The sequence below is a fragment of the Bosea sp. ANAM02 genome (genome assembly GCF_011764485.1).
In the GTDB taxonomy this organism is placed as follows: Bacteria; Pseudomonadota; Alphaproteobacteria; order Rhizobiales; family Beijerinckiaceae; genus Allobosea.
This window is the reverse complement of sequence record NZ_AP022848.1, coordinates 3,373,764-3,395,781: the sequence shown is the minus strand read 5'-3', so window position 1 is coordinate 3,395,781 and position 22,018 is coordinate 3,373,764. Positions and strand designations below refer to the sequence as shown.

14 protein-coding genes are annotated in these 22,018 nt (G+C 68.5%); 8 read left to right on the top strand and 6 right to left on the bottom strand.

Annotated features, from left to right (window positions below):
• Positions 1-42: 42 nt before the first annotated feature.
• The gene (locus tag OCUBac02_RS16305) at positions 43-1,983 is read right to left on the bottom strand and encodes a putative bifunctional diguanylate cyclase/phosphodiesterase (protein WP_173047067.1); all 1,941 of its coding nucleotides are present in this window, start codon (positions 1,981-1,983) and stop codon (positions 43-45) included.
• 272 nt (positions 1,984-2,255) lie between these two features.
• Between OCUBac02_RS16305 and OCUBac02_RS16300 the strand changes: the two genes are divergently transcribed.
• Entirely contained in the window at positions 2,256-2,882 is a 627-nt protein-coding gene (locus tag OCUBac02_RS16300; RefSeq protein ID WP_173047065.1) for a glutathione S-transferase family protein, read from the top strand.
• Between the two features lie 79 nt (positions 2,883-2,961).
• Here OCUBac02_RS16300 and OCUBac02_RS16295 read toward each other — a convergent pair whose 3' ends face one another.
• The 3 genes from OCUBac02_RS16295 to OCUBac02_RS16285 all read right to left on the bottom strand — a co-directional run bounded on the left by OCUBac02_RS16295 (position 2,962) and on the right by OCUBac02_RS16285 (position 6,309).
• The gene (locus tag OCUBac02_RS16295) at positions 2,962-3,831 is read right to left on the bottom strand and encodes an HTD2 family dehydratase (RefSeq protein WP_173047063.1); all 870 of its coding nucleotides are present in this window, start codon (positions 3,829-3,831) and stop codon (positions 2,962-2,964) included.
• Entirely contained in the window at positions 3,828-4,973 is a 1,146-nt protein-coding gene (locus OCUBac02_RS16290) for a CaiB/BaiF CoA transferase family protein (RefSeq protein ID WP_173047061.1), read from the bottom strand. The genes OCUBac02_RS16295 and OCUBac02_RS16290 overlap by 4 nt, the downstream gene beginning before the upstream one ends.
• Positions 4,974-5,184: 211 nt before the next feature.
• Positions 5,185-6,309, bottom strand: coding sequence for a zinc-dependent alcohol dehydrogenase family protein (locus OCUBac02_RS16285; RefSeq protein WP_047578921.1), 1,125 nt, complete (start codon positions 6,307-6,309; stop codon positions 5,185-5,187).
• Positions 6,310-6,570: 261 nt separating this feature from the next.
• Between OCUBac02_RS16285 and OCUBac02_RS16280 the strand changes: the two genes are divergently transcribed.
• A complete protein-coding gene (locus OCUBac02_RS16280) occupies positions 6,571-7,836 on the top strand; it encodes an alkyl sulfatase dimerization domain-containing protein (protein ID WP_173047059.1) in 1,266 nt (421 codons plus the stop codon).
• 203 nt (positions 7,837-8,039) lie between these two features.
• On the opposite strand, the gene OCUBac02_RS16275 is transcribed toward OCUBac02_RS16280, so the two are convergent.
• The gene (locus OCUBac02_RS16275) at positions 8,040-8,561 is read right to left on the bottom strand and encodes a DUF4142 domain-containing protein (protein ID WP_173047057.1); all 522 of its coding nucleotides are present in this window, start codon (positions 8,559-8,561) and stop codon (positions 8,040-8,042) included.
• Positions 8,562-8,700: 139 nt separating this feature from the next.
• Here OCUBac02_RS16275 and OCUBac02_RS16270 point away from each other — a divergent pair, with 139 nt between their 5' ends.
• From OCUBac02_RS16270 to OCUBac02_RS16245, 6 genes are all read left to right on the top strand, one after another.
• Positions 8,701-9,456, top strand: a complete 756-nt coding sequence (locus OCUBac02_RS16270) for a hypothetical protein (protein ID WP_173047055.1) — start codon at positions 8,701-8,703, stop codon at positions 9,454-9,456.
• 105 nt (positions 9,457-9,561) lie between these two features.
• Positions 9,562-11,574, top strand: coding sequence for an autotransporter assembly complex protein TamA (locus OCUBac02_RS16265; protein WP_173047053.1), 2,013 nt, complete (start codon positions 9,562-9,564; stop codon positions 11,572-11,574).
• The gene (locus OCUBac02_RS16260; RefSeq protein WP_173047051.1) at positions 11,574-15,890 is read left to right on the top strand and encodes a translocation/assembly module TamB domain-containing protein; all 4,317 of its coding nucleotides are present in this window, start codon (positions 11,574-11,576) and stop codon (positions 15,888-15,890) included. The genes OCUBac02_RS16265 and OCUBac02_RS16260 overlap by 1 nt, the downstream gene beginning before the upstream one ends.
• 407 nt (positions 15,891-16,297) lie before the next feature.
• Entirely contained in the window at positions 16,298-17,605 is a 1,308-nt protein-coding gene (locus OCUBac02_RS16255) for a porin (protein ID WP_173047049.1), read from the top strand.
• Between the two features lie 265 nt (positions 17,606-17,870).
• On the top strand, positions 17,871-20,270 hold the full coding sequence (locus OCUBac02_RS27525; protein WP_173047047.1) for an OmpA family protein: 2,400 nt from the start codon (positions 17,871-17,873) through the stop codon (positions 20,268-20,270).
• A 9-nt stretch (positions 20,271-20,279) separates the two neighbouring features.
• Entirely contained in the window at positions 20,280-21,035 is a 756-nt protein-coding gene (locus OCUBac02_RS16245; RefSeq protein WP_173047045.1) for a hypothetical protein, read from the top strand.
• A gap of 6 nt (positions 21,036-21,041) precedes the next feature.
• Here OCUBac02_RS16245 and OCUBac02_RS16240 read toward each other — a convergent pair whose 3' ends face one another.
• Entirely contained in the window at positions 21,042-21,935 is an 894-nt protein-coding gene (locus OCUBac02_RS16240) for an alpha/beta fold hydrolase (RefSeq protein WP_173047043.1), read from the bottom strand.
• Positions 21,936-22,018 lie beyond the last annotated feature (83 nt).

Sequence of the window (22,018 nt, the reverse complement as noted above, 5' to 3'; positions counted from 1 at the left end):
CTCTGGCCTCCGGCTCGCGCGGTCGTCTGCGTCCGGGAGCTATCAGGCAACCTGACTGAAGCGGCCCGGCTTGCGCGAGCCGGAGCGCGAGCGCGCCGACCCCATCCGCCCCGTGGGAACACGGTTGCCGATCATGGGCAGCAAATCGGTCGCTGTCATTGGCCGGGCGAAGATGTAGCCCTGAATGCCGTGGACGGCGTGCTTCTCGATGACGGTGAGCTGTTCCTGCGTCTCCACGCCCTCGACGATCAGGCGCAGCTTCAGATCATGCGCGAGCTGGGCGATCGCGTTCATCAGCGAATCCGCCTTGCGCGAGGTGCCGATCTCCTGGGTGAAGGCCTGGTCGATCTTGATCGTGTCGATCGGCAGATGCGCGAGATAGCTGAGCGAGGAATAGCCGGTGCCGAAATCGTCGAGCGCGATCCGCACGCCGAGCTGGCGCAGCGCCACGAGCCTGGAGACGACATGGTCGGGATCGTCGATCAGCGAGCTCTCGGTGATCTCGATCGTCAGGCGCTGCGGCTCGATGCCGCTCATCCGCAGCAGCGCCTCGACCACGCCGACGATGTCGTGGCCATGGTCGAACTGGCGGGCCGAGACATTGACGCTGACGCCGACGCTGCGCGGCCAGGACAGGGCGGTCCGGATCGCCTCGCCGAGAACCCAGGAGCCGAGCACGGTGATGAGCCCGGTCCGCTCCGCCAGCGGGATGAAGATCTCGGGGCTGACCATGCCGCGCCGGGGATGGCGCCAGCGCAGCAGCGCCTCCGCCATGGTCGCGGTGCCGGAGCGCGGGTTGTAGATCGGCTGGAAATGCAGCTCGAACTCGCCGCGGCGGATCGCGTCGCGCAGCTCGGTTTCGAGCGCCACGCCGTCTTCGTGCTCGTTGCGGATGGCGTCGGTGTACATGACGAAGCGGTTCCTCCCGTCGAGCTTGGCGCGGTAGAGCGCGATGTCGACGCATTTCAGCGCCTCGTCGATCGACGCGGCGCAGCCGGCGGGGGCGATGCCCATGCTGGCGGTCGCGGTGACATGGCGCCCGCCGATGACGCGCTGGCTGGCGAGCATCATGACGAGGCGGGCGGCGAGCGCGCTGGTCGCCTCGGCATCGCGCGAGGTCGCGACCATGAACTCGTCGCCGCCGGTGCGCGCGGCGATGTCGCCGACGCCGAGCTCGGCGATCAGCGTCTCGCTGAAGCCCTGCAGCAGCGCATCGCCGATATCGTGGCCGAGGCTGTCGTTGATGCTCTTGAAGCGGTCGATGTCGATCGAGACCAGCGTGACCGGGCGGCCGGAGGCTGCCATCTGCCGGATTTCGCGCATGAAGCCGCGCCGGTTGTAGAGGCTGGTGATCGTGTCGTTAACCGCGAGATGCTCAAGCTCGCGCATCGTGCGCAGGCGGGCGAGGAAGATCTGGTGGATCACCTGCGCGCTCGAGAAGGTCAGGACGGTGGTGAGCAGGACAGAGAGCCCGATCACCACATGAGCCGGGTCCCGCGTCCAGAGCAGGGCGAGCGTGAAGGGGGTCGCCGCGGCCAGCACCTGCACACGGGTGATCACCGGCCGCGAGCTGTTGCGTCCCGAAATGCCGGCGAGATAGCCGATCGTCTGCGCGATCGCGAGAGCCGCGACCGGCTCGTAGGTGTAGCGCAGGATGGCATAGCAGCCATAGGCCGAGATCAGGCTGGCGGTCGACCAGGCGCCGGCCATGGCGAGGTTTTCCAGGGTGCCGATCTGGCCTTCGGTGGCCGTGGCGAGATGGACGCCCTTGTAGTAGCGATGCGAAAGATGGCGGAATACACCGATGGCGACCATGACCGCCGCCATGGCGTGGAAGGCGACGTCGCCGGTCAGTAGCGCGCTCGCCACCATGACCGCCGCGACCGTGACGGTCCCGATGAAGATCGTTCCGGGTGTGGCATAGAGCGCTGCCACCAGTTCCGATTTCATCGCGCTGTCGTTCTCGTGAACGTCGACGATCATCAGGCGTCCCGTCGTTCAATCTGCTTTTCGTTCGGCGTACCCGCTATTCTCGCTAAAAATCTATTAAAGAACTGTATGTCGCTTCGACGGTTTCGCCGACAAATTATCAACCGGGACGGATCTCGCACGATCAGCCGCGGAGGCGGTACTTGGCTAAACCTTCCGGGGCATCGCCGGCCGGCTGGGCCTTCAGTCCGGCCGGCGGCGCGGCCGAGACAGCGGGAAGATCGCTTGCCCGCCCGACATTCGAAAGATGGTGAACGGAGACCGCCTTGATCCTGATCGGCCAGTATGATTCGCCCTTCGTCCGCCGCGTCGGCATCACGCTCGCGCTCTACGGTATCCCGTTCGAGCACCGGCCCTGGTCGGTCTTCGCCGATGGCGAGAAGGTGCGCGCCTTCAACCCGCTGATACGGGTGCCGACCCTTGTGCTCGACGATGGCGAGGTGCTGTTCGACAGCGCGGGCATGATCGACGCGCTCGATGATCTCGCCGGGTCGGAGCGCGCGCTCTGCCCGCGCAGCGGTCCGCTGCGGCGGCAGACCCTCTCCATCGTCGCGCTCGCGATGGGGGCGGCCGAGAAGGCGGTCAGCCTGTTCTATGAATTGCGCTTGCACGAGCAGGTCTCGGCGGTCTGGTCGGAACGCTGCCGCGGCCAGATTCTCTCGGCACTCGACGCGCTCGAACGCGACCGCGCCGGCTGCACCACGATCTATTGGTTTGGCGAGACGCCGGGCCATGCCGATATCGCGGCGGCGGTGGCGCTGCGCTTCATCACCGAGGCGCATCCGGGACTGGTCGATGCTGCTGCCATACCGACGCTCGCGGCCCATGCCGCAGGGTTGGAAGCGCTGCCTGTCTTCGGCGAGATATCCCAGCCCTTCGTCGCGCCGGCTTGAGGCGTCGAATCAAGCCCAGCCTTTGTCATTCCGGGTTCTTCGCTGTGCGAAGCCCCGGAATGACAAAGGGCGGCACAAATCAGCAGGAAGATAAATCAGCGGGGCGGTGGATCCCCTCCATGCGCACGCGCCCGTCGACGCCCTCGGTCCAGCCCCGCACGCTGCCATCGGCCAGCCGCTTCGCCTTCACCCGGAAGATGTCCCCGGCTATGAGCGGGCTCACGCCCCGGTAGTCGAGCCGGATCGGCGCGCCGTCCGTGACTGTCGCGATGATGTTGGCGATCAGTGTCGCCTGGATCGGACCGTGCACGACGAGCCCCGCATAGCCCTCCGTCCCCGTCGCGTAGGGGACATCGTAATGGATGCGATGGCCGTTGAAGGTCAGGGCCGAGTAGCGGAACAGCAAGAGCGGGCTGCCCTCGACCTCCCAGACGAGATCGGCCGGCTCGCCATCGGCGGCCGGCCCAGGCGCTCCGGCCGGGGAAGTACCGGGCTGTGCCGCCTCGCGATAGACGATGTCGTGCCGCTCGCGCAGCGCGACGCCGCGCTCGGTCACATAGTCATGATGGACGGCGACGAAGCAGAGCGGGCCGCTGCGGCCTTCCTTATAGGCGATGTCGCCGATCCGGGACTGCCTGGTGACGCGATCGCCCTCGCGCAGCGGCGCCAGCGTCTCGATCCGCCCGCCGGCCCACATCCGCCGTGGCAGCGGCACGGGCGGCAGGAACGCGCCCTTCGCCGCATGCCCGTCCGGCCCGCAAACCCCGATATCCGAGATCGGCGGCGCCAGGCACCAATGCAGCGCCAATGGCGCTTCCCCCGGCGCGTGAGGCGCGAGGTGACGGCCGAAGCTGGCGGTGAAGCTCTGCACCAGACGTGGCGTGACCACGTCCTCCGCTTCCTCAGTCTTGCCGGTCCAGCTCTTGAGTCGGGCGATATCGATGCTCATGACGGGCTTTCCTCGGTCTGGCGGGCGAATTCGGTACGCAGCGCCGCGTCATGCTGCCCGAGCGACGGCACCGGCCGCATCGTGACGCGCTGGCCGTCGACGATCGCCGATGGCACGAGCACCTCGACCGGCCCGTTCGGTGTCGGGACGGGCAGGGCGGTCGCCGCCGGATGGTCGATCAATCCGCCCACGCTGGAAACCGTGCCATAGGCGATCGCATGGCGGTCGAGCGCCGCAGTGACATCGGCGAAGCGCCGCCGGCCGAGCCGCGCCTGCACCTCGCCATCGAGCAGGACGCGCGCCTTGACCCGCAGCACATTGGAGGCGAAGCGCGGATCGCGGGCCAGTTCCGGGCTTTCCAGCACGTCGCGGGCGAAGACCTGCCATTCCCGCTCGCTCTGGATCGAGACCAGGACCTCGCCATCGGCGAGCGAGAACACGCCATAGGGCGCGATCGAGGGATGGGCGAGCCCGACCCGCGCCGGCTCGATCCCGCCATAGCGGCGCGTGATATAGGGCACGTTCATCAATTCGGCGAGCGTATCGAACAGCGAGAGCGCGATCGCCGAGCCCGCGCCGGTGCGCGCCCGCTTCAGGAGCGCTTCGAGGATCGCGGCATAGGCCGCCTGTCCCGTGGCGATATCGGCGATCGAGACGCCGATGCGTGAGGGACCGGATTCAGGCGTTCCGGTGATGGCGGAGAGGCCCGATTCCGCCTGGATCAGCAGGTCATAGGCCTTGCGCCGCTCGTGCGGCGTGCCCGGCGCATAGCCGGAGATGTCGCAGGTGATGAGGCGCGGATGGCGCTGCCGGAGAGTCGCGCTGCCGAGCCCGAGGCGGTCGGCAGCGCCCGGCGCGAGGTTCTGGATGAAGATGTCGGCCGACGCGACCATCGCCTCGACCAGCGCGAGGTCGCCCGGCTGGCGCAGGTCGACCCGGCAGGATTCCTTGCCCCGGTTGATCCAGACGAAATAAGAGGACTGGCCCTTGGCGAATCCGTCATAGCCGCGCGCGAAGTCGCCTTCCGGCCGCTCCAGCTTGATGACGCGCGCGCCGGCATCGGCGAGCTTGCAACTCGCGACCGGCGCGGCTACCGCCTGCTCCAGCGCGACCACGACGATACCTTCCAGCGCATTCGACATCGGCATTCTCTCGATAGGCGGGAGAGGAAGAGCGTTCGGGCGCGACCAAGTCAAATCCGGGCGGCCGATCGGTACGCGATGTGGTGTCTCGATAAGCTGGAGCGTGGCGCCCGCAAGGCACGCGCAACTTGAATCAAGATGTCACGAGCGGGCGCTATGTCTTTGATACAGCGTTGAAAGAATAGCCGCTCCAGCCTGACCGCTGCTCGCCTCACATCCTGACGATGTGGCGGATCGTGCGGCCTTCGTGCAGTGCGTCGAAGCCCTCGTTGATCTCGTCGAGGCTGCCCGAACTGGTCCAGAGCTTGTCGACGGCCAGCCGCCCGCGCTGGTAGAGCTCGATGAAGCGCGGGATGTCGCGCGAAGGCACGCAGGAGCCCACGTAAGACCCCTTCAGAGTCCGCTCCTCCGCGACGAGTCTCACCGGCGAGAGCGACAGCGTATGGGCGGGATTGGCGAGGCCGGCCGTCGTCGTCGTACCGCCGCGCCGCGTGATCTGGTAGGCGAGGTCGAGCGCCTTGACTGAGCCGGCCATCTCCAGCCCGTGGTCGACGCCACCCTTGGTCGCCTGCCTGATCGCCTCGACCGCATCCGGAGCATCGGCCCTGAAAGCATCGGTCGCGCCGAGCGCCAGCGCGAGATCGAGCTTGTCCTGCGCGAGATCGACGGCGATGACGCGCGAGGCGCCGCAGGCGATGGCGCCGAGCAGGGCCGAGAGCCCGACGCCACCGAGACCGACCACCGCGACCGTCTCGCCGGCCTTGATCCGCGCCGTGTTCACGGCGGCGCCGACGCCGGTCAGCACGGCGCAGCCGAACAGGGCCGCGATCTCATGCGGGATGTCGGCCTCGATCTTGACCAATGAGCGGCGCGAGATCACCGCATGCTCGGCGAAGGCCGAGACGCCGATATGGTGATGCACCGGCCGGCCATGCGTCGAGAGCCGACGTCCGCCGCCGAGCATCTCGCCGCGCCCGTTGGCGGCATTGCCGGGCTCGCAGAGGGCAGGGCGCCCCTCGGCGCAGGGCGCGCAATGCCCGCAGGACGGCACGAAGACCATCACGACGCGATCGCCGGGCTTGAGGTCATCGACCCCTTCGCCGGTCTCGACCACTTCGCCTGCGGCCTCGTGGCCGAGCACCATCGGCACCGGGCGCGGGCGGTTGCCGTCGATCACGGAGAGATCGGAATGGCACAGGCCGGCGGCGCGGACCCGGACCAGCACCTCGTCGCGGCCGGGCGGGGCGAGGTCGAGCTCCTCGATCCGCAGCGGGCGGCTCTGCGCATAGGGCGCCGCAACCGGGCTGGCATTCAGGACGGCGGCGCGAATCTTCATGGTGGGAGGCTCCGGTCTTGTCGTTCGATGCTATCCCGACAGGAGAGGAGGGCGCTGTCAAAGCCGAATGGCGCAACCGTGGTACTGAGACAGACTCCGATCACGGCCCGATTGGCGCTGCCCTCTGCAAGCGCGATCCGGCACACGCAGATCGGTCGAGATATTCGAGCCGCTGACGTCTGCTGTCAGCAGGCGGACAGGCTGGCCTGTCGTCCCCGTCCGTTGGTGCTAGACAGGGTCGGCTTTGCCGGAGGATGCCGCATGACACAGAACCCGTTGTTCGAGCGTCTCTGGGAGGGGTCCGCTGCGATGGAGGAATGGACCGCCTCGGTCTCGCACGGCGCGATCACGCAGGTGGATGACGACATCATCACCGTCCACACCACCTATTTCTGCGGCAGCGTCACGGCGATCCGCACGAGCGAGGGTCTCGTCCTGATCGACACGGCCAAGCCTGATACCGCGAGGCGGACGCTCGACGTCATCCGTTCCTGGGACGACGGCCCGATCCATACGGTGATCTTCACCCATGGCCATATCGACCATACCAGCGGCATCAAGGTGATCGACGAGGAGGCGGATGGTCGCGGATGGCCGCGCCCGCGCATCGTCGCCCATCGCAATGTCGCCCGGCGCATGCAGCGCTATGTCGACTCGCAGGGCTTCAACAGCCTCGTGCAGAGCCAGCAGTTCAACATGCCTGGCTATGTCTACCCGATCGGCCAGCGCCGCCCGGACGAGGTCTATGACGATACCCTGTCGCTCGCGATCGGCGGGGAGCGGCTCGAACTCTTCCACGGCCGCGGCGAGACCGACGACGCGACTTTCGTCTGGCTGCCGCAACGGCGCGTGCTGGCGAGCGGCGATTTCGTGATCTGGGTATTTCCGAATGCCGGCAACCCGCGCAAGGTCCAGCGCTATGCGGCCGAATGGGCGGAAGCACTGCGGCGGATGGAGGCGCTCAGGCCGGAAACGCTCATCCCCGGCCATGGCCCGGTCGTGTTCGGGCGGGAGCGTGTCGCGCGGATGCTGAGCGACGGCGCCGAGGCGTTGGAGCATCTCGTCCGTGAGACGCTTGCGTTGATGAATGCCGGCGCGACGCTCGAAGACGTCTTGAGCAGGGTCAGGGTGCCCGCGAACTATCTCGCCAAGCCGTATCTCCTGCCGAAATACGACGATCCCGAATTCCTCGTCCGCAGCATCTATCATCTCAATGCCGGCTGGTTCGACGGCAATGCAGCCCATCTGAAGCCCGCCCGGACCGCCGAGCTGGCTGCCGAACTCGCCGCTCTCGCCGGTGGTGCCCGCAAATTGGCCGAGCGGGCCGAAGCCTTGGCAGGACGGGGGCAGAACCGACTCGCCGTGGCCCTGGCCGAGCTCGCGGCCGCTGCCGTGCCCGACGATCCCGAACTCCAGGCCATCCGCGCCGCGACGCTGCGCAAGCTGATCGACGGCGAGAGCTCGTTGATGGGCAAGGCTTTCCTTGCCGTCTACGAGCGCGAGGCGGAAGGGCGCTCGAAGGGCTGACGATATCCACGGGAACCACCGCCGTCATTCCGGGGCGTAGCGGAGCGAAGAGCCCGGAATCCAGAGCCGATGCCGCTCTCCAGCAAGAGCGCGGTTGGGTCGGTGATCAAACGAGGAACGGCATCGGTTCTGGATTCCGGGCTCAGGCCTGCGGCCAGCCCCGGAATGACGGGGTAGGTTCCGGCGCCTCATCTCCCCCGACCTTACGGAGTGACCGCCAACTCCTGCGACTTGCGTTCGAGCTCGCGGAACACCGGCAGCGATTGCGCCGCGAAGCTTTTCAATTCGGCATCGTCGCCCTCGCTGGCATAGCGTTCCATCAGTCGGGCGGCGTTCCGATGCGTGGCACGCTGGGCCTCGACATAGGCCTTGTCGAAGGCGGTGCCCTGCTTGTCGGTGAGATCGCGCAGCAGGTCGAGATGGCGCCCGTCCGGTCGGTCGGGCAAGGCGATGTCCGATCGCGTGGCGACGATCCGGCGCAGGCCGCTCGTCACCGCGCCTTGCTCGCTGGCGAGCGCATGCGCGAAATCCTTGATGGCAGGCGAATGGCTTTTATGCAGCGCCAATGTCGCCGACTCGATGCCGAACATCTGCGCGACCGCCGTCTGCTGCACGAAATCCTTCGCTGGAATCGGCGCTTGGGCATGAGCGGCGGAGGCGGTCAGGACAGCGACGGCGAGCCCGTGCAGAAGCGCCCGCCGCGTCGGGTGAAAGATCTGGTTCATGCTTCGGGAACGGCGAAGGGGCGGCCAGGTTCCATGGCATCGACGCCCGCCCCCGCTGCATCGGCTCGCCTTGTCGCACCCCGCCCACTGCGGTAGCAGGTGCGGGCTACGCTTGCCGCCCGGATGCAGAGGAAGCCCCATGCCGACCACCGTCGAGACCATCAGCGATGCGCTGGTGAAAGCCCGCCGCGAGCGTTCGCTGGCTGAGATCGCAAGCCTGCCGGTGCCAGCGACGCTGAGCGAGGGCCTCCGCGCCCAGGCCGCGGTGGGCAAGGCGCTCGATCTCCCCGAAGCCGGTTGGAAGGTCGGCATCGCCGAGGACGGCACGGCCGTCGCCGGCCTGATGCCCGGCCCCTATCTGGCGCCTGGCGATGTCTACGAAGGCGCGATCGGCGCGGAGCTGCGCGTCGAGATCGAGATCGCGCTGCGCCTTGCGCGCGACGTGCCGTTCCGGCCGGGCCAGCCGTGGTCGCGCGCGGAATTGCTCGCCTGCTGCGACAAGGCCTATCTCGGCATCGAGATCGTCGAGAGCCGCCTCGCCAACTGGTCCGGCAATGTCGCATTCCCGCTCTGGCTCGCCGATGCGATGGGGCATGGCGGCTACGTGATCGGCCCCGAACTCGATATCGCGGTGCTGGACGATCCTACCAGCTTCGGCTGTTTCATCTCGCTCAATGGCGTGACGATCTACGACCAGCCGGCGGTGCACGGGAACGGCGATCCGATGACCCCCTTCCTCGCCTGGGCGAACCGCAAGAGCAACGATCTCGGCAGCCTGAAGGCCGGCCAGATCGTGACCACGGGCAGCCTCTGCGGCGGCGTGCTCTCGCCCGGAAAGGGCGAGATCGTGACGCGGCTTTCGCCGCTCGCGACGGTGACCTTAACGCTTCGTTAGAACGATCGGTCGAGTCCTTGAGCATTGCGCATGCCTGTCGGCTCCCTATGATGGCGGCGGGCATGGGCATGATTTGAAGCGTGGCGGGGGTTGCTTGGAGGGTGGATGCGGTTCTGGCGTAGGGCAAGCCACGCGGTCGCGCTGAGCGGCGGCTGTGCGTTTGCCACACTGCTGAGCCTGCAGGCTGAACCTGCCCGGGCTTTCGATCTCTCGTCGCTGGACGTGTTCGGCCTCTTCACCAAGAAGGACGAACCGCCGGCGCCGAGCCCGTCTGCCTTGCCCTACAGGCTCGAATTCGATCTCGGCGAGGCCGATGACGCCAAGACGCTGACGCGCTCGCTGCAGGACGCCTCGCTGCTCTATCGCCTGCGCCAGGACGCCCCGCCCGACGGCGAGAGCCTGTCGCGCCGGATGGCGACCGATCTCAACCCGATGATCGATGCGCTCTGGTCGCAGGGCTATTTCAACGCCGATGTCACGCTCGTCGTCGACGGCGTTCCGCTCAAGGTCGGAACCGAGCCGAATGCGACGCTGGTGAGGACGCTCGAAGCGCATCGCAATCGCGATGCCGTGCCTATCACGGTCGTCGCCCGGCCCGGCAAGGTCTTCGGTCTGCGCAGGATCGACATCGTAGAGCGTGACGAGGCGGGCGCCCCGGCGATCGCCGATCCCGTCAAGGTCTCCAGGCTCAAGGCCGGCGATCCCGCCACTGCTGCGGCCTTGCGGGCGGCGCAGGCCGCGCTGGTCGACCATATGCGCGCCAAGTCGCGGCCGCTCGCCAAGGTCGTCGAACTCAGGCCGGTCGTCGATCACGCCGCCGGCATCATGGACGTGACCTATGTCATCGCGCCGGGGCCGCTCGCCGGCTTCGGCGACATCACGGTCGGCCAGACCGACGAGATCCCGCCCGAGGTCGTGCGCTCCTTCATCTATCTGGAGCCGGGCGATCCCTATTCGCCCAAGGCGCTGGCCGATACCCGCCGCTCGATCGCGACGCTTCCCGCCGTCGGCTCCGTCCGCATCCGCGAGGGCGACAAGCTCGACGGCGCCGGCAACCTGCCGATCTTCGTCGAGGTGACCGAACGGCCCAAGCGCCTCCTCGGCTTCTCCGCCCGCTATTCGACGATCGACGGGCCGGCGGTGAAGACCTATTGGGAACACCGCAACCTGTTCGGCGGGGCCGAGCGCCTGCGGCTGGAGGCCAGCGTCTTCTTCGCCCCGCGCATTGACGGCACCAAGCTGCAGCGCTTCGGCGATTTCAAGGAATCCGATCTCGGCGGTCGCTTCTCCTTCAGCTTCATGAAGCCGGCGCTCGGCGGCAGCCGCAACGACTGGCTGCTCGACGGCGTCGCGACGCGCGAGCGCGTCGGCCTCAACCGCTATGGCGGCTACACCGCCCGCTACGGCAACGTCACAACCGCGATCCGCCATCGCTTCAGCGACACCTTCTCGATCCAGGGCGGCATCGAGGTCGAGCGCGGCCAGACCAGCGACGTGCTCGGGCAGGTGGATTATACCCTGGTCGGCATCCCGCTCTCGGTGAAATACGATTCCACCGACAACCTGCTCGACCCGACGCGCGGCTACCGCGCCACGGCCTCCTTCACGCCCTATCCAACCTTCCTCGGCTCGACGGTCGGCATCTACCAGACCAAGGCGGCCGTCTCCGCCTATTACGCCCTCGACGAGGACGCCCGCTACATCCTCGCCGGCCGCATCGGCTTCGGCTCGGTCTCCGGCGCCAGCCTCGACGAGATTCCGGCGACGCGGCGCTTCTATGCCGGCGGCGGCGGCTCGGTGCGCGGCTACGCCTATCGCAGCCTGTCGCCGCTGGGGCCCTTCGGGCGCATCATCGGCGGCCGCAGTCTGCTGGAGGCCTCGGTCGAGGCAAGGATCAAGATCACCGACACGATCGGCATCGTGCCCTTCTTCGATGCCGGCACCGCCTTCGAATCGAGCCTGCCGGACAGCAAGCAGAAGCTGCAGATGGCCGCGGGCCTGGGCTTCCGCTACTATACCGGCATCGGGCCGATCCGCGTCGACGTCGCCGCGCCGCTCAACCCGCGCAAGGGCGACAAGCCGGTCGCGCTCTATGTCAGCATCGGGCAGGCCTTCTGATGCGCCGGCTCCTCACCATCCCGCGTCTCGCCCTTTTCGCCGCCCTGCTGACGGTAGGCTTTCTGTTCTCGGCGCATTTCGGCGGTTTCGCCCAGAATGCCCAGACCGATCGCGGCGTCGTCGCCGACCTGATCTCCAAGGCTCTGTCGAGCAGCACGAGTCAGGTCTCGATCGGGGAAGTCAACGGCGCGCTCTCCTCCGATGTCGAGATCCGCGACATCGTGCTCTCGGATCGCGACGGCGCCTGGCTGCGACTCGACCGCGTCCGCCTGATCTGGACGCGCAGCGCCCTGCTGCTGCGGAGACTCGATGTCGACCGGCTGGAGATCGGCAAGCTCGAAATCCTGCGCAGGCCCGCGCCGCAGTCGGCCGGTGCGGCCCCGCCGAGCAACGAGCCCATTCTACCCGAACTACCGCTCAAGGTGATCATTCGCGCGCTTCAGCTCAACGAACTGGCATTGGGCGCGCCCGTGCTCGGCACCGCCGCGCGCCTCAGCGCCAATGGCGCCGCGCGGCTGGGACCGCCCAACGAGGGATTGGACCTCAAGCTCGAGGCGAAGCGGCTCGATATGGGTGGGCTCTTCGACGTCACCATGTCCTTCGTGCCGGAGAGCACGCGCCTGCAGCTCGCGGCGAAGCTCGACGAGCCGGCGGGCGGCCTGATCGCGAAGGTCGCGGGCCTGCCGGGCGAACCGCCGGTCAAGCTCGATGTGACCGGCGACGGCCCACTCGATTCGTTCCGGTCCAGCCTCGTCTTCACGGCAGGTCCGACCATCGGCGCCAACGGCTCCGCCACGCTGTCGCGCGCCGGTGCCGAGCGCCAGCTCGCGCTCGCGCTCGATGCCCGTATCGAGGGGCTGATGCCGGCGCCGGTCGCGCCGGTCTTCGCTGGCTCGACCCGGCTCGACGGCTCGGTCGGTTTCCGAGACGACAGCGGTATCGATATCCGCAATCTCGCGCTGGTCTCGGCCTTGGCGCGTCTCGACGTGCTCGGCCGCTACAATCCCGACAAGACGCTCGATCTGCGCGTCACCGCCGCCTCGCGCCCCAATGCGGATGGCCGCACCGTCACGGCAGGCACCGAGATCGGCAAGCTCGCCTTCGATGCGACGATTCGCGGCCCCGTGGCCGGGCCGACCGTCGTCGCGAAGCTCGATGCCAGCGACGCCAAGCTGCCGGCCGGCGAGTTCGGCAAGGTCGCGCTCACCTTCAACGCGACGCCGACGGGCACGATCGGTGAGCCCGGCACCCGCATCGCCCTGACCTCCGACGGCGAAGCCAGCGGGATCGTGATGGCGGACAAGGCGCTGATGCGCGCCGTCGGCGACAAGGTCACCTTCACCTTGCGCGGCACCGCCCAGGATGACGGCACCGCCGATTTCGAGACGCTCAAGCTCGCCTTGTCCGGCGTCGAGCTCGATTACAAAGGCAAGCTCGGCCAGGCGCGCATGCTCGGCCAGCTCAAGGCGGTGCTGCCCGATCTCGCCCGGTTGAGTGGTCTCGCCGGGCGCCCGCTAGCTGGCAGGGCGGATATCACCGCCGATCTCGATGCGACGCCGCGCCTCGACAATTACGCCGCGGCGCTTTCCGGCAAGGCCGAGCGCCTCGCGACCGGCGACGCCACCCTCGACCGCTTGCTCGCCGGCAATCTCACCCTCGCTGGCCGTGTCGGCATATTGACCGGCGACTATTCCGTGACCGGCCTGCGCGTGGCCGGCCAGCACGCCGCCTTCACCGCCGATGGCTCCATCGGCCGGCAACAATCCGGCCTGAAGCTCGCTCTGACTCTGCCCGATCTGAAGCGCGCGGATCCGCGTCTGTCCGGCCGTGGCGACGTCACCGCCGAGATCACCGGCCCGCAGAACAGGCTCGACGCCACGGCCCGCATCGCCGTCGCCAACGCGACCGCGCTCGCCCGGCCGATTCCGCGCCTGACCATCGACACCGTGGCGAAGGACCTGCAGGGCGCGCTCGACGCCAGCGTGACCCTCGCCGGCGAGGTCGACAACAAGCCGGCGACAGGTTCCCTGCGCCTGGCCCGCCAGTCCGACGATAGCTGGAATCTCTCGACGGTCGATTTCGCCCTGGGCTCCGTCCGCCTGACCGGCGGCCTGACGCTCGATCCGGCGAGCCGCGCCGCCGGGCGCCTGACGCTGGCTGCGCGCAATCTCGACGATCTCTCGGCGCTGGCCTTGACCAAGCTCGGCGGCCAGCTCGATGCCGATATCGTGCTGGCGGCACCGGAAGGCCGGCAGGATATCGACCTGACCGCCCGCGGTTCACGGCTGGCCGGACCGTCGCTGACGATCGAGAAGCTCGACGCCCGCGCCAATGCCCGCGACATCTACGGCCGCCCGATGCTCGACGCCGCGATCGCGGTCGATCGGGCCGTCGCGGCGGGCGAGGCGATCAGCGGCATCCGCTTCGATTCGAAGGGGGCACCCGATGCCAGCGCCTTCACGCTGAGCGCCAATGCGCGCGGTTTTGCGCTGAAGGGCGCCGGCCGTCTCGTGCCGGGCGAGCCGCTGAAGCTGGAACTCGCCTCCTTCGATGCCCGCCGCGACGGCCGCGCGATCAGGCTCGCCAATCCCGCGGCCTTCAGCTTCCCCGCTTCCGGCGTCGAGATCGCCGATCTCGCTGTGATGATCGACAAGGGGCGGGTGACGCTGGACGGCCGCGCCGGCGAGACGCTCGATCTGCGCTTCGCCGCCCGCGACGTACCGCTCTCCGCCGCCAGCATCGCGGTGCCCAGCCTGAAGCTCGGCGGCACGCTGAATGCCGAGGCGCAGGTCAAAGGCAGGCCGGGCGACCTTTCGGGGCCCTGGAAACTCAGGATTTCCCGGCTCGTCACGCCGGAGACCCGGCAAGCCGGACTGCCGCCGGTCGAGATTCAGGGCGAGGGCGCGCTCAAGGGCGATGCCGCCGGTATCTCCGCCACCGTCAATGCCGGCAAGGGCGCGAGCCTCACCTTGCGCGGCACCGTGCCGCTCAACGCCGCCGGCCCGCTCGATCTCTCCGCGCAGGGCCGCGTCGATGCGGCGCTCGCCAATACCATGCTGGCGGCGGGCGGGCAGCGCGTCACCGGCACGGTCGCGCTCGACATGCGCGCGGGCGGAACCGCTTCGGCCCCGCGCCTCGGCGGCAGCGCCACCCTTTCGGGCGGCAGCTTCACCGACGCCTTGCAAGGCATCCGCCTCAACGCCATCGAGGCGCGACTCGCGGCCAATGGCGACAACCTGACGATCGAGCGCGCCTCCGCAAAAGCGCCGAACGGCGGGACGATCTCCGCCAGCGGGCAGGTGAAGGTCGATCCGGCGGCCGGCTTCCCCGGCAATATCCGCATCCGCGGTGACCGCGCCCAGCTCGTCTCCAGCGGGCTTGTAACGGCTGTGGCCGGCCTCGACCTCGAAATAGCCGGGCCTCTGGCGCAGCGCCCGCGCCTCAGCGGCCGGGTGGATATCGCCTCGCTCGAGGTCGCGGTGCCGGATCGCCTGCCGGCAACACTTCGGCCTGTGGACGGCATCAAGCACGTCAATGCGAAGGGCGCCGCCGCTGCTCGCCTCGCCGCCGCGCGCAAGGCCCAGAGAGCGAGGGGACGCGGCCGTGCAGCCCCGGCCTTCGATGCGGCGCTCGCGCTGACCGTTTCCGCGCCCAGCAAGGTCTTCATCCGTGGTCGCGGCATCGATGCCGAGCTCGGCGGCGAGATTCGCGTCGGTGGCACGTCCTCGGCGCCGGCGCTGGACGGCGGCTTCGAGCTGCGTCGCGGCCGGCTCAGCGTGCTGACCCAGCGGCTCGATTTCAGCCGCGGCCGACTGACTTTCGCCGGCGGGCTGATTCCCGAGCTCGACTTCATCGCCCAGACCAGCGCCGGCGACGTCACCGCCCGCATCATCATCAGCGGCCCGGCCGATCAGCCGGTCTTCGCCTTCACCTCGCAGCCCGAACTGCCGCCGGACGAGGTGCTGTCGCGGCTGCTCTTCGCCCGTGCCTCGGGCTCGCTCTCGCCGTTCCAGGCGCTGCAACTCGCCCAGGCGGCGGCCCAGTTCGCGGGCGGCGGCGGCGACGATACCTTCGAACGGCTGCGCAAATCGCTGGGCGTCGACAATCTCGACATCCAGATGGGCACGGGCGGGCCGACCGTCGGGGCCTCGCGCTATATCAGCGACAACGTCTCCATCGGGGTGAAGGTCGGCTCCAAGCCGGAGGATAGCGGCGTCTCGGTGGGCATCGACGTGACCAAGCGCCTTAAGCTCCAGGCCGAGACCGGCGCCGACGGCAGCGCAGCCGTCGGAATCGGGGCCGAGTGGGAATACTGAATCGGCTTTGCGGAGCAGAATCGGGCTGTGGGCAGATTCGGCCTGATTCCGCGTCCTCGCGCTGCGATTCCCGTCTCTCGCAAGGCGAAAATCCCTCGCGCGGTGTCGTTGCGGTTAATGCTTGGTGAATTTCGGCGGTCAAAGCGTGGCGCGCCTGCAACACCGGGTTTCAAAGCATTCCATTCACAGGCTCGGGCGGCTGATCGTGGTTGATCGGCGAGGCGGCTTTCGTATGGTGGAAATGCGTCGGGACGTTCCCGGTCGCTGTTTTTCGCCTTCGCCTCCGAAATAGGTCGGTGACGCAGGCGAAAGACCGGGAATAGGCAGGTTCTGCGATCAGGCTGAAAGCTTGGGGCGGGGGGCAGGCTGAAGCCCGAGGGTCTCGAAACTCTTTTGGAGGTTACCAAATGAAGCTCGTCAAGAGCCTCCTCCTCGGTTCCGCCGCCGGCATCGCCGCGGTCGCCGGGGCTCAGGCCGCCGACCTTCCCTCGCGGAAGGCCGCTCCGGTCGAATACGTTCGCGTTTGCTCCGCTTTCGGCGCGAACTTCTTCTACCTGCCCGGCACCGACACCTGCCTCCGCATCGGTGGTCGTGTCCGCGCTGAGTACTCGTTCGGCGAGCGCTGGAGCGCTGGTCAGGACATGTTCGGTACCCGCGCTCGCGGCCGTATCTTCCTCGACGCCCGCAACCAGACCGCTTACGGCACGCTGCGCACGTTCATTCGTTATGACGTCACGACCACCACGGGCGTGTATCGTTACGGCGGCACGAACTCGGCCGCGAACCGCTTCAGCTCGGCCAACGGCGTGAACGAAGACAGCGGCCTGAGCCTCGTCGACGCGGTCGTCCAGCTTGGCCCGTTGACTGCCGGTCGTACGGCGTCGATGTTCCAGTTCTACGCCAACGACTACACCTTCCACGGCGCCCGCACCTCTGACCGTCAGGTCAACCTGCTCGCCTACACCGCTTCGTTCGGCGGCGGCTTCACGGCCACTGTCTCGCTCGAAGATCCCCGCACGACCGGCCGTCTCGCGACCGTCGCCGCCACCGGTGGTTACGCTGGCCTGACCTATCCGGACGTCGTCGGTCAGATCCGCGTCGATCAGGGTTGGGGTTCGGCCTCGCTGTCGGGCGCCTTCGGTGATCGCAGCACCTACAGCTCGCCGTTCCTCGGCGGCACGGGCGCCAAGCGCGATGAAATCGGCTGGGCTGTCCAGGCTGGCGTGAAGATCAACCTGCCGATGCTCGCCGCTGGCGACGCCCTGTTCCTGCAGGCTGCCTATGCCGACGGCGCTCTCGAGTACATCGGCTGGGGTTCGAACGCCGGTCACGGCCGCGTCGCCGCCTTCCCGGTCCGCAACTATGGCGTCGACGGCTTCGGTCGCTTCGAGTCGAACACGGGCTACACCCTGCTCGCCGCCATGCGCCACTACTGGACCCCGTCGATCCGTTCGGACTTCCTGGTCTCGTACTCGGCTCTCCAGACGGCGGAAGTCATCCCGGGCTCGCTCAAGTCCTTCGACCCGAAGGAGCTGGTCGCCAGCGCCAACCTGGTGTGGTCGCCGGTCTCCGGCCTCGACATCGGCGTCGAGGTTCTCTACGCCCGCACCGAGTTCGGTGGTCGCGTTCCGGATGCCAAGGCTGGCTTCCTCGGCAAGACCATCAAGTCGGACGACTCCTGGAGCGGCCGTCTCCGCATCCAGCGCGACTTCTGATCGGTTTCCGATCTCTAGTCAGGAAGCCCCGGGGAAACCCGGGGCTTCTTTTTTATGTGGGTTGTCCGGCTTGACTGTTGACGCAGCCCTGCCGCCCGTCCTGATCTGGCATGGGCGGTCCGGTCGTGATCCTGGAGGGGCACGGCTTCGACCGCCCGTTGAATCGATATCTGCGGATCGCCCGACAAGTCCTTGAGAAACCGAAGGCGATCCCGATGGGAATACCTGCGCCGGCCTGACGCCGGTGCAGTGCAGGGGGCGGTGCATGACTCAACCGGCGCGTTGGCTCTGGGGATTGGTCCCACTCGGCTTGTTGTGGGGAGCCGGGAATCTCGCGCTCGATACCGCGATCGAGCGCGATGTCGGCCGGCGCGCCGAGCAGGCCGTGGCCGCCGTCGCCGGCACGACGCCGGGCGCTCGCCCGGTCGTTGCCCGGGTCGATGGTCGCGACGTCACCATTGGCGGCGAGGTCCTGTCCTCGGACGGCGCGAGCAAGGCGATGGCGCGGCTGCATGGCGAGTTCGGCGTGCGTCGCACGCTCGGGGGGCTGTCCCAGGTCGTCGCCCAGAAGCCCTATTCCTGGTTTGCCAGTCGCCGGGCGGACACTGTGACGCTGGGGGGCTTCGTGCCGGATCTCGACACCGCCGCGGCCAATATGGCGGTGGCTTCGGCCGCCTTGCCCGGATTGCGCATCGATGACCGTCAGACCGTCGCCTTCGGTGCGCCGGAGGGGTTTGCCGCGATGGCGGTCGCGATGCTGGCGGAACTGCCGAAACTGGCTTCGGGCCGGGTCACGCTCGACGACGGCCGCTTCTGCATCGAGGGCAAGGCGATGAGCGCGGATTCGTTCCTGGCTCTCGAAGCCGCGATGGCGCAGGCGGAGCGACCGGGCTTCCGCGCCGTCAAATGCGACCTCGAGCCGCCGGCTGTGACGCCCTATCGCTGGAGCGCCGAGCAGGAGGCCGGTGGCGGCGTCGTGATGCGCGGCTTCTATCCCGATCGGGAGGCCCGCCGGCAGATGCTGGCGGCCGCGCAGCAGGCACTCGGCGCGGGCCTGGCCCTTCGCGACGAGATGAAGCCGGCGCTCGGCGCGCCAGCGGCCTTCCTCGCGAAGGTCACGCGCGCCGTCGGCGATCTGGCGCGTCTGCGGCAGGGCAAGGTCGAGATCAACGGCGACACCTATGCCCTGACCGGGAAGGGGCCTGAGACCTATGAGGCCTGCCAGGCGCTGCGCCTGCAGATCGCCCAGATGGACGGCCCGGATTCGGTGGCCCAGGCAACGATCGATTGTCCTCCCGCTCCGCCGCCGGTGCCGGTCGTCGTGCCGCTCCCGGAGGTGCCGGGCCTGATCCTGCACGACGTTCTGCCGCCTCCGCCGAAGCCGGCCGAACCGGCGCCGCCCGCGGAGCCGGCGCCCGCACCGGTGTCGCCGCAGGCTTCCCCAGACCCGACAACGTCGTCGCCGAATTCTGCGGCCGCGCCACCGGCACCTCCGCCCGTGCCTGCGCCCGCGCCGGTCGCTGCCCCTCGCGCCGTCGCGCCCGTGCCGTTGGACTGGAGCGCTGCCCGGATCGGGAATGGCCTGCGCCTGTCTGGACAACTCCCGGACGAGGCGGCGCGCGCTAGCATCCTCGCCGCCGCGCGCGGCTTCTTCGGCGATGCGGCCGTCGACGACCGGATGACCATCGAGCCGGCGGTGCGGTCCGATCTCGACCTGCAGGCCTCGACCGCCTTCGCGCTGGAGGCCCTCGCCAAGCTCAAGGCGGGCTCCGCGACGATCCGCGAAAAGGCGTTCGCGCTCGCGGGCGAGATCGCGGATGCCGCGAGCCTGGGGGCTTTGCGCGATTTTCTCGCAAGCAAGGCACCCGCTGGCCTGAGCCTCGCCAATCTGCCGGACAGCGTCCTCGTGCGGCCTTACGGGCTGTCGCTTGCCGCGGACCGGACCGGCCTGCGGCTCTCCGGCTATCTGCCGGATCTGGCGACGCAGGCAGCGCTCAAGGCGTTGATCGGCGATTCCCCGTTGAAGGACCGCTTCGAGGACGAGACGACGCTGGTCCCCGGTGCTCCCGCAGGGTTTGCGGCCACGGCTCGCACCGTGCTCGCCGACCTGCTGCGCCTCGATCTCGGTTCGGCGTCCATCGTCGACGATCAGGTGAGATTGCGTGGGCTGACCTGCCGCGACCTGATCAAGAGCGAGGTCGAGACCAGCGCCGCCACCGGTCTGCCGCAGGGCTTCAAGGCGGATGCGGCGGTGAGCCTGCGCCAGACCGGTTGCGTGGTCGATCCGCCGGCGAGCTGCCAGAATGACCTCGACGGGCTGACCAAGCGCAACACGGTTCTGTTCGGCCAGGGAACCTCGGTCGTCGAGCTCGATGCAACGACCGAGCGCGTCATCGGCGAGGCGGCGGCCATCCTGAAGAAATGCCCCGGCTCTCCGATCGTGATCGAAGGGCACGCCAATCGCGATGGCGAGCGGCGCGGTTTCGACAATATGGACCTGTCGCTGCGCCGGGCCTTGCGTGTCCGCGAGGAACTGGCGCGGCGCGGCATCGAGCCCGACAAGCTCGCGGTCAAAGGCTATGGCAGCACGCGTCCGCTCGTGCCGCACGATGCGCCTGAGGCGAGAGCGATGAACCGCCGCGTGCAGTTCACGGTGGCGAAGTAGGAGGCGACCATGCTCTATCTCGCCAGCCAGTTTGTCTGGTTCCTGCTCGCCGCTTTCGGCCTTGGCTTCGCCATGGGCTGGATCAGCCATGACGGCGGCAAGGCGCGCTTCTGGAGCGGTGCCTGGAGCGTGCTGGCCGCGCTCTGGATCGCCGGAGCGGCCGTGACCTGGCTCCAGCTCCTGAACGGCATGCCGGCGACCTGGGTCGAGACCGCGTTGCTGTTCACGGCGGCCTATTGGGTCGGTTGCGTCTGCGCCGGTCTGGTGCGGAAGCCGGCGGCTGCGCAGCCGGGTATCGCTCCCGCCGCGGTTCCGCAGCCGGCCGTTGCGGCCGCCGCGACCTCGACGGCGCCTGTCGCTACGGTGCCGGCCGAGCTTCCGCCGGTCGAGAACGAGGCTGAATTGCCCGGACAACGCCCGGCCGGGCTCGTCGCGGCCCGCGACGACACGCCCGACGACCTCAAGCTGATCAAGGGCATCGGCCGCCAGAACGAGGGCCGCCTTCACGGGCTAGGCATTTGGCATTTCGAGCAGGTCGCCGGCTGGACGGCGGCGAATGTCGAATGGGTCGGCGGGTATCTCGCCTTTCCCGGCCGGATCGAGCGCGAGGACTGGGTCGGGCAGGCCAGGCTTCTGGCGGTGGGAACCGAGACGGAATTTGCGAAGCGCGCGAAGGCCGGCGAGGTCGAAAGCTCGCTCGACGACGGCACGGCCGGGCAGGGCAATGTTACCGAGATCGTCGAGGACAAGAGCCCGAAGTCCTGAGCCGGGTCAGCCGGCGCGGCGCTCGGCCCGTGCGACCAGCTTGCCGATCCGCCGGATCATGTCCTTGCTGCCGAGCAGGGGGGCATGGCCCTGGCCCGGCGCGGTGTAGACCTCGCAATCGGGATGGCGCTCGGCCATCTCCTCCAGCGTCTTCTCCGCCAGAAGGTCGGAATTGGCGCCGCGGATCGCCAGCATCGGCACGGTCTTGAGCGCGTCGAAATAGGTCCAGAGCACCGGCAGCGGCGCTTCGAGGTCGAGTTCCTCCAGCACCTTCATCAGTCGGACGTCGTAATCCGGCCTCAGCGCACCGTCGCGATCGGTCCATGTCCGGCGCGCCATCATCTCCCACTCGGCTTCGCCGAGGATCGGGAACTGCTGGTCGGAGAGCCGCTTCAGGATTTCCGCGCCTTCCTGGAAACTGCGCGGCACGGGCAGCTTGCCGACATAGCCGCGGATGCGCAGCAGTCCGCGCGCATCGATCACCGGACCGACATCGTTGAAGACCACGCCGCGGATCATGGCGGGCCGCGCTGCAGCCAGCGCCATGGTTAGAAGGCCGCCGCGCGACGTGCCGACGAAGATGGCGTGCTCGATGCCGCTTGCGACGAGCACCTGTACGAGATCGTCGAGCTCGATGCGGATATCGTAGTTCTTCCAGTTCCTGTCGTATTCGGAGAGCCCGCGGCCGCGATAGTCGAGCGCCAGCACGCGCCGCGGCCTGGTCTCGTCCCCGGCTAGCGCCAGTGCCAGCTCATGGAAATCGGCGGCGGTGCGGGCGAAACCGGGCAGGCAGATGACCGGCAGCGTCGTCGCCGCGAGCGGACCGTAGTCGCGATAATGCAGCTTGAGTCCGTCGCTGGCGCTGACGAAGCGGGAGGTGAAGCCGGATTCGGACGTCATGAAGGACTCGGAGGCTGCGCAGCAGGCGGGAGCGCACCTAATCATGACCGGGGCGCCAGCGATAGCCGGCCCCGGCCAGGGCT